A 17,087-nucleotide genomic window follows, 5' to 3' on the forward strand; every position below is an offset into this window, starting at 1 on the left:
TTGATGAAAGCCTAAGCTTGACTAGGATACTTTGATAAAAAGATGAAAGATGAGTGAAGCTAAAAACTCAATTCCCTGTTTAATTCAAAATAATGGAAATGCCATTCATACCCCCGGTTATATTCAACCTCACGGTTTTTTAATGGTTTTAAAAGAGCCGGATTTACAAATTATTCAAACGAGTAATAATCTGGATGAACATTTAGGCATTGCCTCAGAATCTTTACTTAATAAAAATTTAGATAATTTACTTGACTCCAAACAGATTGATAAGATTAACCGAATATTAGAAGCTGATAATTTCCTCTCTGAGCCGTTTTTTAATTTAAAATTTATTAGAGAAAAAACCCACCTAAAATATTTAGCTTATTGGCATCGAAATCGCCAAGGTGTGATTTTAGAGTTAGAAAAAATTTTGCCTGAAAAAAAATCTTTTTTATTAAAATTTTATCGAAGTATTCAGTCAGCGATTAATCAATTAAACCCTAGCTTAAATTATCAAAAACTCTGTCAGATAGCGGCTCAAGAAATCCGCAAATTCTCGGGATTTGATCGGATTATGATTTATCGCTTTGATGCGGATTGGCATGGAGAAGTCATTGCCGAAGATAAAATCGACTATATGGATTCTTATTTAGGCTTACATTTTCCGGCTGATGATATCCCACCCTTAGCGAGAAGTTTATTTGCTTTACAACCGCTTCGTTTTATTCCTGATGTTAATTATCAACCCGTCTCACTGACTCCTTGTCTTCATCCCATTACAGAGGAACCTTTAGATCTAAGCTATTCTCTTTTAAGAGGGGTTTCTCCTATTCATATTGAATATTTAAAAAATATGGGTATTCGAGGATCAATGACGATTTCTTTATTAAAAAATAATCAATTATGGGGGCTAATAGCTTGCCATCATAAATCCCCTAAATTGGTTTCCCAAGCCGTGCGAAGTGGGTGTGAAATCTTCGCTAAAGTTTTATCCATGAGTTTATCAGATACCGAAGATAATCAAGACTATAAATATCAAATAGAGCTTAAATCGATTCAAGCTAAATTAATTGAGTATATGTCTCAAGAAAATGATTTTGTAGATGGCTTGGTGTCTCATGAACCGAATATTTTAGATTTGTTTCAAGCAGCCGGAGCGGCAATTTATAATAACGGCCATTTTTATCGCTTGGGGAAAACCCCGAAAGAAGAAGAAATTTATCAATTAATAGAATGGCTGAAAAGTCAATCTTACGAACAAATTTTTTCAACCGATTGTTTAGCAAAAATTTATCCCGAAGCGGAAAAATACAAAGAAATTGCCAGTGGTGTCTTAGGAATAAGTTTATCAAAAAGCTCAAAAAAATATATTTTATGGTTTCGTCCTGAAGTGCAACAAACTATCAATTGGGCAGGAGAACCTCATCAATTAGTTCTAGTTGATCAAAATTTAAATTTGCATCCTCGCCAATCTTTTCAACTCTGGAAAGAAAAAGTTAGCGGAAAATCTCTAGCTTGGAAAACTCCAGAATTAAAGGCGGCTTTAGATTTGAGAAATTCGATTCTTGAAGTGGGTTTAGGAAAAGCCAATGAGTTGAGCAAATTAAATGCCGAGTTAAAGCGGAGTAATCAAGATTTAGATGCTTTTGCTTATATTGCTTCCCATGACTTAAAAGAGCCGCTACGGGGAATTCATAACTACGCTAATTTTATGCTAGAAGATTATCAAGAGCAATTAGCGCCCGAGGCACTCGAACAATTGCAAAGCATTACCCGTCTCAGTCAACGAATGGATAATTTGCTAGATTGTCTCCTCTATTTTTCTCGCGTTGGCAGAACAGAACTATCTATTAGAAATATTGACCTCAACCAAATTGTCTCCGAAACTTTAGAGATGCTAAAATCTCGCCTAAATCGGGAAAATATCCAAGTTTTAATTCCTCGTCCATTGCCCACGATTCAAGGCGATGCTATCCGCATCGGAGAAGTTTTTAGTAATTTAATCAGCAATGCAATTAAATATAATAACAAACAGGATAAATGGATCGAAATTGGATTTATAGACCCCACCACAGAAAGGCTTACCCATTCTCCTCAAACGTTGTCTGAAACCGAGGAAATGGAGAAAGGTTCATCAAATCCTCAAGCCAAAATTTTTTATGTGAAAGATAACGGACTGGGAATTAAAGAAAAACATAAAGAGGCAATATTTCAAATTTTTAAACGCTTACATGGAAAAGAACAATATGGCGGCGGTAGTGGCATTGGCCTAACCATCGCCAAGAAAATTGTTGAACGGCATGGTGGTAAAATTTGGATTGAATCAACTTATGGACAAGGAAGTACATTCTATTTTACGTTACCTGGGTAAAAAGTCTCGATGACAATTCATTTCACTCCCTCTTTATTAATCATAGAAGACAGCGATGAAGATTTTATGGCCTTTATGCGGATCACCAAAAAGTTGTCTTTAACCTATCCTGTATTTCGTTGTACCAGTGCAGATGAAGCTTTAGATTCCCTGAGAGGCACTAGCCATGATGACGCTCCCACAGAAACTCTACGACCTTCTATAATATTATTAGACTTAAATCTGCCCGGTATGGATGGCAGAGAACTTTTACAAATATTAGAGCAGGATGAAACCTTAAAGAAAATTCCTGTGGTAGTCTTTACTACCTCTTCTAATCCTAAAGATGTGGATTTTTGTTATCAAAGAGGAGTGAAAAGTTATATCGTTAAACCCATTAATGTCGAACAATTAAAAAATACAGTTAAAACCTTTTGGGATTACTGGTTTGACGTGGTTATTCTTCCCTCAGCCGCCGAGTCGTATTTTCGTCTATGACTCAGTCAGTTACTACAATAATAGGGGAGGGTGAGAGAGTTTTAAAAAAAGTGACAACCTGGCCAAATAAAAACCTAAATTTGCTCATAACCGATGAAACTTAAAAAACAACTGCAAAGTCTTGTCAAAGAAGCTCCTCAACATGGGGTTTCCTCAGTGGTTATGGAAAAAGCCATTAATCCTGTCTTAGCGATGTTTGCTAAACAGTTAGAACATCCTAAATATTATTTATTAAGCAATGCTAATGGGGATTGGTTGTTGACTCATTTAAGCCATCGGGAAAGGTCGGAGCAAGAAAAAACCGTGATCTATGCTTTTTCTACCCCGGAAGATGCGGCTCTTTTTCACAAAAATACTGAGACAAATTTATTAAAAATAACGGCTATTCCTGTGACTCATTTACTCTTTCAATTATTGGCACTAAAACAAGTTGATAGTATTATTTTTATGGCCATTTCTGGGAATTTAGAAAAAGGAATAGAAGTGCCTCGAACCGAATTACAAGACAGTATTCAAAAGCAATTGGCTCAAGGGCGTTCTTTTATTGTTTAATTTTAATAAACTCTTGTTTTAATTATGATCTTATATTATCCCCCGCGAATTTGGGGGACGGGAAATATTTTTTATTGCCTAAACATTAAAGCGAAACAGTAAAACATCTCCTTCTTGTACAATATATTCTTTTCCTTCACTACGAACTAAGCCTTTTTCTTTGGCGGCATTCATGGTGCCACAAGCCACTAAATCCTGATAAGCCACCGTTTCAGCGCGAATAAATCCTCGTTCAAAATCACTATGGATCACCCCTGCGGCTTGAGGTGCTTTCATGCCTGAACGAATGGTCCAAGCCCGGGTCTCTGTGGGGCCTGTGGTTAAATAAGTCCGTAAGCCTAATAAGTGATAGGTAGCTTTAATAAGGGATTTTAACCCCCCTTCTTCGACTCCTAAAGATTCTAAAAAGTCTTTTCGTTCTTCTTCTGATAAATCTACTAATTCTGATTCTACTTGAGCCGAAACCACTACCACTTCTGCCGCTTCTGTTTGAGCAATGTTTCGTACTTGTTCAACCCATTCATTGCCGCTTGCTAAATCATCCTCAGATACATTAGCCGCGTAAATAATCGGTTTGGCACTGAGTAATCCTAGGGTTTTAATTAAATCTGCTTCTTCTTCAGTTAATTGGGCTTGACGGGCGGATTGTCCTTCATTGAGGACAGCAATAACTTTTTCTAATACCGCTAGTTCGGCTTGGGCATCTTTAGAGGTTTTGGCTTGTTTGCGAACTCGATCTATCCGTTTTTCGACTTGAGCGAGATCGGCTAAAGCTAATTCTAAATTAATGACTTCTATATCTCTAAGAGGATCGACTGAACCGGAAACATGAATAATGTCATCATCATCAAAACAGCGCACTACATGAACGATGGCATCGACTTCCCGAATATTAGCTAAGAATTGGTTTCCTAACCCTTCTCCCTGACTTGCGCCTTTGACTAATCCGGCAATATCCACAAATTCGATGCGAGTGGGCACAATTTTTTCTGATTGGGAAAGTTTGGCTAATACTTCTAAGCGCTCATCCGGTACTGATACAACCCCGACATTGGGTTCGATGGTACAAAAGGGAAAGTTAGCGGCTTCGGCTTTGGCATTAGCAACGAGTGCATTAAATAGGGTAGATTTTCCAACGTTAGGGAGTCCAACAATTCCGGCTCTTAGCATAATGGTTAACTATAAGATTTAACTTCAGATTATCTATCTTAGCGATCTTGTTACCAAAACCCAAGTCAGACTCCCTCGTCGGGGCGAGGAAATCTGAACATTAACCTATTTAACCTATTTAACAAATTGTGGCATTATTTCCGCCGCCGTGAATAACCCATAGATTCCTCGACGATGCAAAGACACCCCGGCTTTGAGATAGCCAAAAGCGGGACCACATACATTAGCCGCCATACTGGTTTCATCCCCTAATGTAAAAGTATGAGTGGAAATTTTTCCCTCAAAGGTTCGGCCTGTAATCTGAACATTTGTACTTAAAGGTTTTTTCGGGTTACGAGTATCCACCACACCGCCAACGGTAACGCGGTCCCGTGAACAGATACCGGCTAACTCCAGCATAATATCGTCTGCGTGTTCCATATTCTCTAGGGTAAGGATACCATTGGTTTTATCCAAAAATGCCTCCACTTGCTCATCGCTCATGGCTCTGGCTTTTTCTACATCAAACCCCGGTAAATGGGCGATATCTTCGCGGATGGTGGCGCGGTAAGCTTCCCAGTTGGCGATCCCTACCCCGAAGGTAATTTTAACTCGGTGGATCTCGGCGTAACTTTGAGCCGCTATGGCTGCCCCCGCCGTTAATAAGCCTGGAGTAGCACCACAACCGGTCATATAGGTAATACCAGCCGCTAGTAACTCTTCTTTTAACTCGAGCAGTTGTTCAACGGCACTGGTGCGTTTTAGGGCATCTACTAATACCCCTCGCCAGCCGGACTCAATAAAGAGCCGCGCCACATCTGCCATAAAGGTATTGGGTAAATTCGGTAAAGCGAGGAAATACCCATCAACAGCCGCCTTTTGAATTAACTCCTCAATGCTATTGTGACTCAGGGTTCCATTGGGTTCTAAATATCCTACCGAGCCTTGCTGATAATAAACATCTATACAAGCATCTTCATTTAATCCGGCTTCGTTATAAATATAGCCCTGTTTATCAGCCGCCGCTACTAGAATCATTTCCTGCTTGGGGGCCAAAACCTTTGATGCGGCTTGTCCTAACCCTCCAAATCCCAATACACCTACTTTTATAGCTCGGTTCATTTGTTCTTTACTCATAGTGATCATGCTCTTGACGCTAGACAGTCAGATTTTTATTATCCGTCTTCTCCTGTCTTTAACATAACTAGGCGAGCGCAACTGCTTAAAAGAGTCCCTATAAGACTCCGCAGTAGGGGACTTTTCCCCTTGTGAGTGGGAGATGTCATTTGTATATTTTTATTACAAGTCGCTTGTTGAGAATCATTCTATACTTGACGGGAAAAGAAAGTTACGCGACACTTACGATCAATGAGAGTATATTACTCATTTAATATTAACTTTTGCTAAAATTTCCAACAGACTGCTACGGTTGCTAACATTTATTGTAATCGTACAAAATAATCTCATAAAAGCTCTGTTGAGAAAAACCGATAAGCAAGCCCAAGTATAAGGAGTGACAATTGCCTATGAGCATGGAAACTTTAGAATTTATCATCTATCCTGATGGTCGAGTTAAAGAAAAAGTCACAGGTATCATAGGGTCATCTTGTCAAGAGGTGACAGCCGCAATTGAAGCCCAACTTGGCCAGGTGGTTTCTCAAGAGAACACATCAGAATACTACTCCCAAACAGTTAATCAGTCAGCTAAAGCCACTAATCAAGCAAGTTTCAGTGACTGGTAATTTTTTTGGGGTCTTAATTTTGTCAACTCTCGTTCATTTTGTGTTCGACCATTATGTCTCACTTTAGCAACATCAAAACTCAAATCCGTAATTTAAGTTGCCTCAAAACTGCTCTTTGTGATCTCGGCATTGAGTGGCTTGAAGGACCTCGCGCTGTACGAGGATATCAAGGACAAACCCGCAACGCTGAAATTGTTGTAGAACAAGATAATCACTATGACATCGGCTTTAGCTGGAATGGACATGAATATGAGTTAGTTGCTGATCTCCAGTATTGGAAGCAACCTCTAACTGTAGAAGGTTTCTTGAGACAAGTCACTCAAAAATATGCTTATCACACTGTTTTGAGTGAAACTTCTAAGCAAGGGTTTCAAGTAGCTGAACAACAAAAGACCGAAGATGGTTCTATTCGCTTAGTTGTCCAACGTTGGAGTGCATAATGGATGCTGTATCCCCAACCCCAGATCGTTCAGGGTTAGAACCTGAATTAGGGGGGGTTTTTCGAGATCAACCTCAAAGAACAGGTTTTGAGCCGGAGTTAGGAGGACAATTACGGCAAAAAGCGGCTTATGTCGATGAAATTACTTGTATCGGTTGTAAGCATTGTGCCCATGTGGCTCCTAATACTTTTTATATCGAACCTGAATATGGACGATCTCGGGTGTTTAACCAAGATGGAGACTCAGAAGAGTCAATCCAAGAAGCTATCGATACTTGTCCAGTCGACTGCATTCACTGGGTTAACTATTCTGAGTTAAAAGATTTAGAAGAATTGCGGAAATATCAAGTGATCAAACAGCTTGGGTATCCCCAAGTGCATCGTGATGTTGTCCGCGATAAACAGCGCAAACGTAAACTCCGCCCACAACACCAAACCTTAAGGGAGAAATCTAACCAAAACAATTAATAACAACAATCGTATCTTATCTATCCTCAATGGGTCAATACCATTGGGGTTTTTTAGTTTTGTTTGGTAATTTGTACTTAACCTATTAGTCGTTATTAGTTAGGAGTATTTATAGCTAGAGCGGGTTTTTTATAAGCTATTATGTTCAGATAAAATTTTTTCCACCTTGGCCTCTTCTATTTTAGAAACAAGTTTTTCTGCCTCATAAAGGTCTCTTTGGGTTTTAGTTAAGCTAACGGTAGAACCTACAGTAAAAACTAACCCCATTCCCATATAACCTTTAATCCACACATCAACTGGTAAAAAAATAATTCCTAGGGACGTAGCACCTACAGAAATGGCAAAAGATAGCCAAGTTTGAATGACCCAGGCAGCACTATGATCCTGAGTATTACGATGTTTAGCCATAATAGTATTCTTATGTCAGACTAATAGTTAACCTGAATATATTTATTTTAGCCTTGGTAATATAACCATGAGAATAGTCGCAGGTGACAATTTTTTAACTGGCAAGTTAGGAAGTTTGATTAATTGCCGCTTGCGGAGGACACTCTAAAGGTTAAAACCTTTCCCTAGCAGTTATTAAGGGGTTGTCCCACCGACAATTAATCAATCTTCCTCTAGGAATTTTTACTGACAAAGGAGTTAATCAACGCTTTATGATTGGTGTTCTTCTGTATAGAAAATAGCTTCAAACAAATATGTTAAAGCGACTAGGCAGATACTGAATACAATTATCCATGCCATCATGACTTTTCCCTCCCGTGAGACGGTCTTCTATCTCTTGAATATCACTTATTTTTGAAATCCGAGAAGTTTTGATTTAATTCTTTACATCCAGGGCAAAAAAATTAATTTTTATGACAAATCATCAGCAAGGATCGGGCTAATTGTTGAGATTAATCGCTGTTGCTAAACCTGCGGCTTAAATATAACAAGCTTGTTGCTCAATTGTTGTAACTCTTTGAATGCCTTAATGATAAGCTTCTAGCGGCTCACCTGAGACTGTGTTATTTTTATTAATAGCTTTATTTCCGATTAAACTAATCATATTCATTAATTTATATGCAGCCCTCTCAACAGCAACGATATTTGCAAGCCCTCTTATCCTTTTTTACGGCAACTGATGAGGCAAATGACCCAGAACTTGCTGTTGTAAAGCTATTTCAGGATGTAGCCGCTACTGTACCCGCCTATCAAACTTTTTTAAAAGAACAAGGAATTGAACCCAATAATATTAAAACCCTAAAAGATTTTCAAACTTTGCCTTTAATCACGAAAGAAAATTATTTGAAACTTCATCCTTTATCTAATTTATGCCGCTTGGGTCAGATCAACACCTGTGATTTAGTGTGCGTTTCCTCGGGTTCATCAGGGAAGCCGACTTTTTGGCCGAGATTTATCAGCGATGAATTTCAAATTGCTAGGCGTTTTGAACAAGTATTTTTTGAGAGTTTTCAAGCTGATAAAAAACCCACATTAGCGGTCATCTGCTTTCCTTTAGGAACTTGGGTAGGCGGCATCTACACAGCAAATTGTTGTCGTCATTTAGCGGCTAAAGGTTACCCCATTACCACCGTTACCCCTGGCAATAACAAAACAGAAATCTTTAAAGTGGTACAAGATTTAGGGCCTTATTATGAACAAGTAGTCTTATTAGGATATCCCCCATTTCTCAAAGATGTGATTGATAGCGGCATAACACAAGGTTTAGAGTGGTCGCGCTATTCCCTTAAGCTTGTTATGGCCGGAGAAGTGATCAGTGAACAGTGGCGTAGTTTAGTCGGAGAAAGGGTCGGGTCTTCTAATATTTATTATGATTCAGCTTCTCTATATGGTACGGCTGATGCCGGAGTATTAGGCAATGAAACGCCTTTATCTATTTGTATTCGCCGCTTTTTGGCTGATCATCCCGATGCCGCCCGCAGTTTATTTGGTCAATCTCGTTTACCCACTTTAGTACAATATGATCCGAGTAGTCGTTTTTTTGAAACCCTGGACGGGACTTTATTATTTTCAGGCGATAATGGCATTCCCTTAATTCGTTATCACATTGGCGATAATGGGGGAATAATTACTTATGAGGCCATGTTGGAATTTTTAGCCGAGAGGGGTTTTAATCCGATTACTGTCTTAAATAATAACGGCCAGAGTCGGGGAATTCATCCTCTACCCTTTGTCTATGTTTTTGGGCGTTCTCTGTTTACTGTCTCTTATTATGGGGCGAATATTTATCCTGAGAATATTGCTGTCGGACTCGAACAACCGATCATTAGGGAATGGGTAACCGGTAAATTTGTCATGGAAATTCGAGAAGATGAGAAGAATAATCCTTTTCTTTTTATTATGGTTGAGTTAGCTTTTAATGTTACTGATAGTGAAGACAAACGCGATACCATAGCCGCCGCCATACAAACACAATTAAAAAGACTTAATAGCGAATTTGCTAATTATGTTCCCCCTTCTTCTCAATCTCCGGTGATCTTACTTCGTCCTTTAGGAGACTCTGAATATTTTCCCGTTGGTGTTAAACATCGTTACACTCGTTCATCTTCTTAGGGACCTGCTCTTGGGTATAATTCTAAGGCTACAATGGAATTTTACTGGCTAAAACTAACAAATAAGGCTCTTGTCTGATTCTCTATTCTGGCTAAAATCTTGGTTTCCCGTCTCCCTTTGGTTTCCTCTCAGTGTCGTTTCGCTTTTTCTTTTAAGTATTCTGCTTTTAGCTGAGGGGTTAAGCCGCTTCACCTCTATGAGTGGGGAATTAACCCGTAAAGTAGTTCACATTGGCACTGGTAATGTGATTTTACTGGCATGGTGGTTAAATATACCTCCAATTTTAGGGATTAGTGCTGCGGTTATTGCCGGTTGTATTGCCTTAATTTCCTTTTTCCTGCCTATTTTACCCAGTATCAACAGTGTCGGACGGCGTAGTTTAGGGACATTTTTTTACGCTTTAAGTATTGGCATCCTGATCGCTTGGTTTTGGCCCCTAGGACAACCTCAATATGCTGTGATCGGTATATTAGTCATGACTTGGGGAGACGGAATGGCGGCTGTCATCGGTCAGCAATTCGGCAAACATCCTTATCAAATTTGGGGAAATAACAAAAGTTGGGAAGGATCTTTAGCGATGATGCTGATGAGTTTTTTAGTCACCAGTTGGGTTTTGTTAACTACTGTTGACAATCATGGTTTAGTTTGGCTAACTGGGTTATTAGTCGCTATCATGGCTACTAGCTTAGAAACGATTTCCAAACTGGGAATAGATAATCTCACTGTTCCCTTAGCCAGTGCATTTTTAGCGTACTTAATGATTAATTTCTAATTATTGATTCTCAAGTCTTGTTATGTTTGCTATTTCCTTGAAACAAAATCAATATCCCACCTATATTTTGAGTGATGACTCCGCTTTGTCCTCGGTGGAAGTCGTTCCCGATCGGGGCGGAATTATTACCCGGTGGAAAATTCAGGGACAAGAGTTATTGTATCTCGATGAAGAACGTTTTAAAGACCCTAAATTAAGTGTGAGAGGGGGCAATCCGATTTTGTTTCCCATTTGTGGTAATCTTCCCGATAATATTTATGATTACCAAGGAAAACAATATATCTTAAAACAACATGGTTTTGCCAGAGATTTACCTTGGCAAGTGAGTAAAGAAGCGGCGGATGATTGTGCTAGTTTAACTTTAGTTCTCAGCAGCAATGACCAAACTCGCGCCGTTTATCCCCTAGATTTTCAACTGGTTTTTACCTATCAACTTCAAGGAAATCAGTTAAAAATTCTTCAACGTTTTTCGAATCTTTCCTCAGTCAGAATGCCGTTTTCTGTCGGGTTTCATCCTTATTTTTGGGTCAAGGATAAGACCGGGCTAACTTTTGATATTCCCGGTTCAGAGTATCAAGACCAACAAACTAAAACCCATTATCCTTTTTCTGGAGAATTTGACCTCACTCAAGATGAAATTGATGTGGCTTTTAAGTCTATCACTCGCAACAGCGCTAGTTACACCGATCATAAACGTCGTTTGCAAATTACCCTGACTTACTCAGATTTGTATTCCACTTTGGTCTTTTGGACTGTTAAAGGGAAAGAGTATATATGTATTGAACCTTGGAGCGCTCCTCGTAATGCGCTTAATAGCGGAGAACAGTTAAACTACATTGAACCTGGCAAAACGCTTGAGGCTTGGGTACAAATGACTTATCGTTCTTTGTAATCAATCATCTTAGAACAGTCGGAAAAAAAATTTAATTTACCTCTTGCTTCGCCTAATCATCTGTGTTATATTTAATATTCGTGTGCAGAAAACACAAAAGGGTCGCTAGCTCAGCGGTAGAGCACTCGGCTTTTAACCGATTGGCCCTGGGTTCGATCCCCAGGCGACCCATAAAATTAGTCAAAATTGGTATTAACCTGTCATAACGGGGTGACAAGCGGCTTTAAACCTGTCCTGCTGAGGTACGAAGCATCTGATACTGAATCCGGCTTACTTACCCCCTTTAATCCCCTCACCCTGAAGGGTGGGGCTAAACGAACAAAGCCCGCCTACGCGGGCTAAATTATAAAAGGGGTAACTAACCAGGATTTGGTATGAGATTCTTCATTGCGCTAGGCTCCATTCACAATGACACTTGTACTACCCCCGAGAGGTGAAGGGATTGAACCTTATTACTTTTAGCCCAAAACCATAGTAGTGCTTTCTTCTACTACCGGTTCAAGATGAGTCGGGATGGGAGACTCAGACACATGGTTACATTTGTACCCTAAAGCCGCTTTCACAAAGCCAAAAAATAGAGGATGAGGACTAGAGGGACGAGAACGGAACTCAGGATGAAACTGAGTAGCGATAAAAAACGGATGTCCTGGAAGTTCAATAATTTCCACCAAACGCCCATCGGGAGAAGTGCCGCTAATGACATAACCCGTTTCTAAAAATAAACTGCGATAAGCATTATTAAACTCATAACGATGGCGATGACGTTCATAAACCACTTCCTGAGCATACAGAGAAAAAGTAACGGTATCAGGCGTTAAACGACAAGGATATAAACCTAGCCGCATGGTACCGCCTAAATCGACGACATCCTGTTGTTCTGGCAATAAATTAATCACAGGGTTAGGGCACTCCGGGTCAAACTCTGCACTATTAGCTTTATCTAAATGAGCGATATTTCGGGCCCATTCAATCACAGAACATTGCATTCCCATACATAACCCAAGGAAAGGAATGTTATTTTTGCGGGCGTATTCAATGGTAAGGACTTTTCCATCTACCCCTCGAACCCCAAAACCGCCAGGAACCACAATACCATCTACACCTTGTAAATATTTTTCGGCCCCTTCTGCTTCTATATTTTCAGCATTCACCCAACGAACCTTAACTTCGCTATGGGTAGTGATGGCGGCATGGCCTAAAGCTTCTACCACCGATAAATAAGCATCACTCAACTGAACATATTTCCCCACAAGCGCGATTTCCAGGTGTTGAGTGGGGGACTGCATCTGCTGAACTAATGTCCGCCATTGAGTTAAATTCGGTTGACGGGGTTCAAGATTGAGTAATTCTAGGGTTTGCTGTGCGAGTCCTTCTTCTTCTAGATTTAAAGGAACTTGATAAATACTGCTGGCATCTTGAGACATAATCACCGATGCAACCGGAACATCACAAAAAGCGGAAAGTTTTTCTTTGAGTCCAGGTTGTAAAGGACGATCACAGCGACAGACTAACACATCCGGCTGTATACCGATAGACCGTAATTCCTTGACCGAATGTTGAGTCGGTTTCGTTTTCATTTCTCCGGCTGCCGGTATCCAAGGAATCAGGGTAACGTGCATATAAACCACATTATTGCGCCCTACATCTTTACGGAATTGACGTATCGCTTCTAAGAAAGGTAATGATTCAATATCTCCAACGGTTCCCCCAATTTCTGTAATCACGATATCGGGATTAGTATTTTTAGCCACTCGCAGAATTCGTTCTTTAATCTCATTGGTAATATGGGGAATAACTTGCACCGTTCCCCCCATATAGTCTCCCCGACGTTCTTTATTGATGACTGCTTGATAAATTGAGCCAGTAGTGACACTATTAAGGCGTGACATGGGAGTATCAGTGAAGCGTTCATAATGTCCCAAATCTAAATCGGTTTCGGCCCCATCATCAGTAACAAAAACTTCCCCATGTTGAAAAGGACTCATGGTTCCTGGATCGACGTTAATATAGGGGTCTAGTTTGAGGATAGAAACTGAATAATCTCGAGATTTGAATAACCGTCCTAAACTAGCGGCGACAATACCTTTCCCTATACTGGAAACGACTCCCCCAGTGACAAATACGAATTTAGTCATAAAAGTTTCTAGATTGTATAAACTATAGTGAACATTATTGATGTCCAGGTACTCACCCCAGACCATTGTAGCGAAGTTCCCAAGAATAGCTACAGATATTTTGTTGGCACCAAGCAAGTCATCGTCAAGCATAAACACTAGGAACAATTCATGGATCGGCCATGACTAATATGGATGACCAATGGCTGTAAATTAATTGAAAAAGGTTCTGAGGTATTAAGCCATTCATGCAAGTGTTAGATCAAATTCGTTTAGGGTTAGCTGTGGCTGTTGCTAAGACAGTTACTTCCTTAGTCAGGGTGTTACGCTTAGGTTCGGCCAGTGTCTTGCCGGGAGAAATTGCCCGCCGTCTTCATCCTCGCCTATTATCTCTGTTGTCACAGCAAGTCAGTCAAGGCATTATTTTTATTGTAGGGACTAATGGCAAAACCACTACCTCTCTTTTACTACGGACGATTTTAGAAAGTCAAGGATGGCGAGTCACTCACAATGAAACTGGGGCAAATTTAATTAATGGGTTAATTACCACCTTATTAGGTGATGCTAATTTGATCGGCCAGTTAAAGACAGATTATGCCATTTTAGAAGTCGATGAGAATATTGTCCCTCTGGTTTTAGAAGACTGTCAGCCTAAATTTATTGTGGCACTCAATTTGTTTCGGGACCAATTAGACCGCTATGGCGAGGTAGATATTATTAGTCAACGTTGGCAAAAAGCCATCGCGCCGCTTGCTAAAGACACAGTGGTCGTTCTCAATGCAGATGACCCTACCTTGTCTCATCTAGGACAACAATTACCCCAACGGGTGTTATTTTTTGGACTGAGTGAACCCTCTCTCTATCTCAAAGAAATTCCCCATGCGGTAGATTCGATTTATTGTCCGAGTTGTGGACATCCTTTAAATTATCAAGGAGTTTATTTATCCCATTTAGGAGATTTTCATTGTCCGAGTTGCGGCTTTAGTAAGAGTCAACCGGCTTTTCATAGTCGAGATTGGCCCCAAATTTTAATCGGCGTTTATAATAAATATAATACTTTAGCGGCTGGCTTAGTGGCTCAAGAAATTGGCGTTAATACTGAGGCAATTTTTGAGACAGTTGGCAATTTTAAAGCGGCTTTTGGACGAGCCGAAGAGTTAACCGTTAACGGGAAACATATCCGTATTTTATTATCTAAAAATCCTGTGGGGATGAATGAAACCATTAGAGCCGTTAATGATATTAAAGCTAAAGGAAAAGCTTCAACCACTTTAATAGTTCTCAATGATCGGATTCCCGATGGTACTGATGTTTCTTGGATTTGGGATGTGGATACAGAAAAATTAGTGAACTTGGGAGGAACTTTAATTGTTAGTGGTGATCGGGTTTATGATATGGCTTTACGATTACAATATAGTCAAGAATTTGTCAAGGAAGAAACGACAAAAGTTAATTTAATGATTGAGGAAGATTTACAAAAAGCGATCAATATTGCTTTAGATAAAACCCCAGAAGATGAAACCCTTCATATTTTGCCGACTTATTCAGCGATGTTAGAAGTTAGAGGAATTTTAACAGGACGAAAGATTTTATAATTTTTGTCCACCAATAAACCTTGCCCTGAACCGTAGCGAAGGGGAACTGAAGGGACAGATAAATACAGATAAGTTGAAGTTAGAAAAAATGGAAACAATGGAACTTAAAATAGGTTGGTTATATCCCACATTGATGAGTACATACGGCGATCGCGGAAATGTGATCTGTCTGCAACGGCGTTGTCAGTGGCGCAATATTCCGGTGTCTATTGTGCCTTTAGATCAACAAACCGAGGCAAGTGAATTTCAAGGGGTAGATATTATTGTAGGAGGAGGGGCGCAAGATCGACAGCAGGAAATTGTCATGCGGGATTTAAAAGGCGCAAAAGCCGAGATGATTCGGGATAAAATTGAATCGGGAACGCCGGGCGTGTTTACTTGTGGTTCTCCTCAACTGTTAGGCCATTACTATGAACCCGCTTTAGGACAACGCATTGAGGGACTAGGGTTACTCGACTTGGTGAGTAAACACCCAGGAATTGAGGCTAAACGTTGTATCGGTAATGTGGTTTTTGAAATCACCGCTTCTCCTTTAGCAGAAGACTTAAAAACCCTGTTGGGAACTTCCCCAGTGGTGATCGGTTTTGAAAATCATGGGGGACGGACTTATTTAGGCAATGTAGCCCCCTTGGGCAAAGTGATCAAAGGATATGGTAATAATGGAGAAGATGGCGGAGAAGGGGCTTTTTATCGCCATGCCATTGCTACCTATTCTCACGGACCCTTGTTACCGAAAAATCCTTTTATTGCTGACTGGTTAATTCAAAAAGCTTTAGAACAAAAGTATCAAGAAGCAATAATCTTAACAAAACTTGATGATTCTTTAGCATTTCAAGCCAGAGAAGCAATGTTTAAACGGTTAGACTTACACCAATAACTTATAGCAACTAAACAGTTGTTATGAACACAGATTGCATAGGATAATTTAGATTTGCCATCAATCTAATTGGCAACTAACAATTATGACCGGAAGAGTAATAGATCGTGAAACGGCTGGTTTTCTCGTCCTCTTGATTCCATTAGCGATCGCGACGGTTATTTTGCTGACGGCGTGGCCGTATATTTTGGGACTGATAGGGCTTATTATCGCTCTCAAATTGTGGCAAAATTACCAATGGCTGAAGCAGTGCGAGAAAATCAATCCTTTTTTCAACCAATTAATTAAGGAACACCAAGGGCGTTTAACGCCGGTGGACTTGTCATTAAAGGCTAATTTAACCGGAGGTGCGGCTAGACGATTTCTGGATCAAAAAGCCGAAGAATATGGTGCCCAACGTAAACAAATGGAAGACAAAGGCACTATTTATTATTTTCTAACTGCCAGCGCATTAGGAAGCATTCTTGATGACAGCGAACCTTTACCTTTATTGCAAGAGGAAACCCAACCCTCAACCTCTAGTCAAGAAAGCCGCACAACAGAAACTCCTCGAGTTGAAACTCCAAAACCCGCCGTCAGTGAAGTTGTTCAACCTGTACCAGTTAAAGATCAGCCATCTGAGTTACCGGTTGAGGAGACATCCACTCCAGTCAAAGATCAGCCATCTGAGTCACCGGTTGAGGAGACACCCACTCCAGTCAAAGATCAGGCATCTGAGTTACCGGTTGAAGAGACACCCACTCCAGTCGAAACCCCTCAGCCGCTAGACAATTCCACCTCTCAAGAGATAGAAGAAGACAGCGAAACGGCTTTACCAGAAGAACCCGAGACGCAACAGCAAGATTCTACTAATAAGCCTAAGCTAGAACTGATACAAGCAGATTTAGCCAAGCGTTTAGAAATTAACCCGAGTACGGTGGGAAGGCGAAAATCCGACCCAGATTTTGCTGAGTGGAGTCAGAGTAAAGATCCAGAGGGTATTGCTTGGAGATATAAGCGCAAAAGCAAAACTTTTGTTCCTATAGAGGAGGAGAAAACATGAGAAATTAACCCTTTTTGGGATGCGTTAGCCATAGCAAAACGCATCTCTAGCTA

Annotated in this window: 16 protein-coding genes and 1 tRNA gene; 13 read left to right on the forward strand and 4 right to left on the reverse strand. The window is 40.1% G+C overall.

What is annotated here, in order from left to right; all coding sequences use genetic code 11:
* The first annotated feature begins 49 nt into the window (after positions 1 to 49).
* The 3 genes from CYAN7822_RS25000 to CYAN7822_RS25010 all read left to right on the forward strand — a co-directional run bounded on the left by CYAN7822_RS25000 (position 50) and on the right by CYAN7822_RS25010 (position 3,385).
* Entirely contained in the window at positions 50 to 2,356 is a 2,307-nt protein-coding gene (locus tag CYAN7822_RS25000) for an ATP-binding protein (RefSeq protein WP_013325046.1), read from the forward strand.
* A gap of 9 nt (positions 2,357 to 2,365) precedes the next feature.
* The gene (locus tag CYAN7822_RS25005; protein WP_013325047.1) at positions 2,366 to 2,833 is read left to right on the forward strand and encodes a response regulator; all 468 of its coding nucleotides are present in this window, start codon (positions 2,366 to 2,368) and stop codon (positions 2,831 to 2,833) included.
* A 93-nt stretch (positions 2,834 to 2,926) separates the two neighbouring features.
* A complete protein-coding gene (locus tag CYAN7822_RS25010; RefSeq protein WP_013325048.1) occupies positions 2,927 to 3,385 on the forward strand; it encodes a hypothetical protein in 459 nt (152 codons plus the stop codon).
* 78 nt (positions 3,386 to 3,463) lie between these two features.
* Here the strand turns inward: CYAN7822_RS25010 and ychF are convergent, their stop codons facing one another.
* Positions 3,464 to 4,555 (reverse strand): redox-regulated ATPase YchF, encoded by a 1,092-nt coding sequence (ychF, locus tag CYAN7822_RS25015; protein ID WP_013325049.1) that lies wholly within the window; start codon positions 4,553 to 4,555, stop codon positions 3,464 to 3,466.
* Between the two features lie 114 nt (positions 4,556 to 4,669).
* Positions 4,670 to 5,680 carry a (S)-8-amino-7-oxononanoate synthase BioU gene (gene bioU, locus CYAN7822_RS25020; RefSeq protein ID WP_071881430.1) on the reverse strand — a complete coding sequence of 337 codons (1,011 nt, stop codon included), beginning with the start codon at positions 5,678 to 5,680 and terminating at the stop codon, positions 4,670 to 4,672.
* Positions 5,681 to 6,060: 380 nt separating this feature from the next.
* On the opposite strand from bioU, the gene CYAN7822_RS25025 reads away from it, so the two are divergent.
* From CYAN7822_RS25025 to CYAN7822_RS25035, 3 genes are read left to right on the forward strand one after another with little or no spacing between them, the layout of a single operon-like run.
* Positions 6,061 to 6,276, forward strand: coding sequence for a DUF2997 domain-containing protein (locus CYAN7822_RS25025; protein ID WP_013325051.1), 216 nt, complete (start codon positions 6,061 to 6,063; stop codon positions 6,274 to 6,276).
* Between the two features lie 53 nt (positions 6,277 to 6,329).
* Positions 6,330 to 6,716: a DUF1257 domain-containing protein gene (locus CYAN7822_RS25030; RefSeq protein WP_013325052.1), complete on the forward strand. Its 387-nt coding sequence runs from the start codon at positions 6,330 to 6,332 to the stop codon at positions 6,714 to 6,716.
* Positions 6,716 to 7,183 carry a ferredoxin gene (locus tag CYAN7822_RS25035; RefSeq protein WP_013325053.1) on the forward strand — a complete coding sequence of 156 codons (468 nt, stop codon included), beginning with the start codon at positions 6,716 to 6,718 and terminating at the stop codon, positions 7,181 to 7,183. The genes CYAN7822_RS25030 and CYAN7822_RS25035 overlap by 1 nt, the downstream gene beginning before the upstream one ends.
* 129 nt (positions 7,184 to 7,312) lie before the next feature.
* On the opposite strand, the gene CYAN7822_RS25040 is transcribed toward CYAN7822_RS25035, so the two are convergent.
* Positions 7,313 to 7,591 (reverse strand): YiaA/YiaB family inner membrane protein, encoded by a 279-nt coding sequence (locus CYAN7822_RS25040; protein WP_013325054.1) that lies wholly within the window; start codon positions 7,589 to 7,591, stop codon positions 7,313 to 7,315.
* A gap of 657 nt (positions 7,592 to 8,248) precedes the next feature.
* Here CYAN7822_RS25040 and CYAN7822_RS25045 point away from each other — a divergent pair.
* The 4 genes from CYAN7822_RS25045 (at position 8,249) to CYAN7822_RS25060 (ending at position 11,577) form a co-directional block, all read left to right on the forward strand.
* Positions 8,249 to 9,742 carry a phenylacetate--CoA ligase family protein gene (locus tag CYAN7822_RS25045; RefSeq protein ID WP_013325055.1) on the forward strand — a complete coding sequence of 498 codons (1,494 nt, stop codon included), beginning with the start codon at positions 8,249 to 8,251 and terminating at the stop codon, positions 9,740 to 9,742.
* A 70-nt stretch (positions 9,743 to 9,812) separates the two neighbouring features.
* Positions 9,813 to 10,514, forward strand: a complete 702-nt coding sequence (locus CYAN7822_RS25050) for a diacylglycerol/polyprenol kinase family protein (protein WP_013325056.1) — start codon at positions 9,813 to 9,815, stop codon at positions 10,512 to 10,514.
* A gap of 22 nt (positions 10,515 to 10,536) precedes the next feature.
* Positions 10,537 to 11,406, forward strand: a complete 870-nt coding sequence (locus CYAN7822_RS25055; protein ID WP_013325057.1) for an aldose epimerase family protein — start codon at positions 10,537 to 10,539, stop codon at positions 11,404 to 11,406.
* A gap of 99 nt (positions 11,407 to 11,505) precedes the next feature.
* A tRNA-Lys gene (locus CYAN7822_RS25060) sits at positions 11,506 to 11,577 on the forward strand.
* Between the two features lie 287 nt (positions 11,578 to 11,864).
* Here CYAN7822_RS25060 and CYAN7822_RS25065 read toward each other — a convergent pair.
* On the reverse strand, positions 11,865 to 13,541 hold the full coding sequence (locus CYAN7822_RS25065; protein WP_013325058.1) for a CTP synthase: 1,677 nt from the start codon (positions 13,539 to 13,541) through the stop codon (positions 11,865 to 11,867).
* Between the two features lie 227 nt (positions 13,542 to 13,768).
* Between CYAN7822_RS25065 and CYAN7822_RS25070 the strand changes: the two genes are divergently transcribed.
* From CYAN7822_RS25070 to CYAN7822_RS25080, 3 genes are all read left to right on the forward strand, one after another.
* Positions 13,769 to 15,115 carry a Mur ligase family protein gene (locus tag CYAN7822_RS25070; RefSeq protein ID WP_013325059.1) on the forward strand — a complete coding sequence of 449 codons (1,347 nt, stop codon included), beginning with the start codon at positions 13,769 to 13,771 and terminating at the stop codon, positions 15,113 to 15,115.
* Between the two features lie 88 nt (positions 15,116 to 15,203).
* A complete protein-coding gene (locus CYAN7822_RS25075) occupies positions 15,204 to 15,992 on the forward strand; it encodes a type 1 glutamine amidotransferase (RefSeq protein ID WP_013325060.1) in 789 nt (262 codons plus the stop codon).
* Positions 15,993 to 16,077: 85 nt separating this feature from the next.
* The gene (locus tag CYAN7822_RS25080) at positions 16,078 to 17,034 is read left to right on the forward strand and encodes a hypothetical protein (RefSeq protein ID WP_013325061.1); all 957 of its coding nucleotides are present in this window, start codon (positions 16,078 to 16,080) and stop codon (positions 17,032 to 17,034) included.
* Positions 17,035 to 17,087 lie beyond the last annotated feature (53 nt).

Origin of the sequence: Gloeothece verrucosa PCC 7822, assembly GCF_000147335.1 — a bacterium.
GTDB classification, from domain to species: domain Bacteria; phylum Cyanobacteriota; class Cyanobacteriia; order Cyanobacteriales; family Microcystaceae; genus Gloeothece; species Gloeothece verrucosa.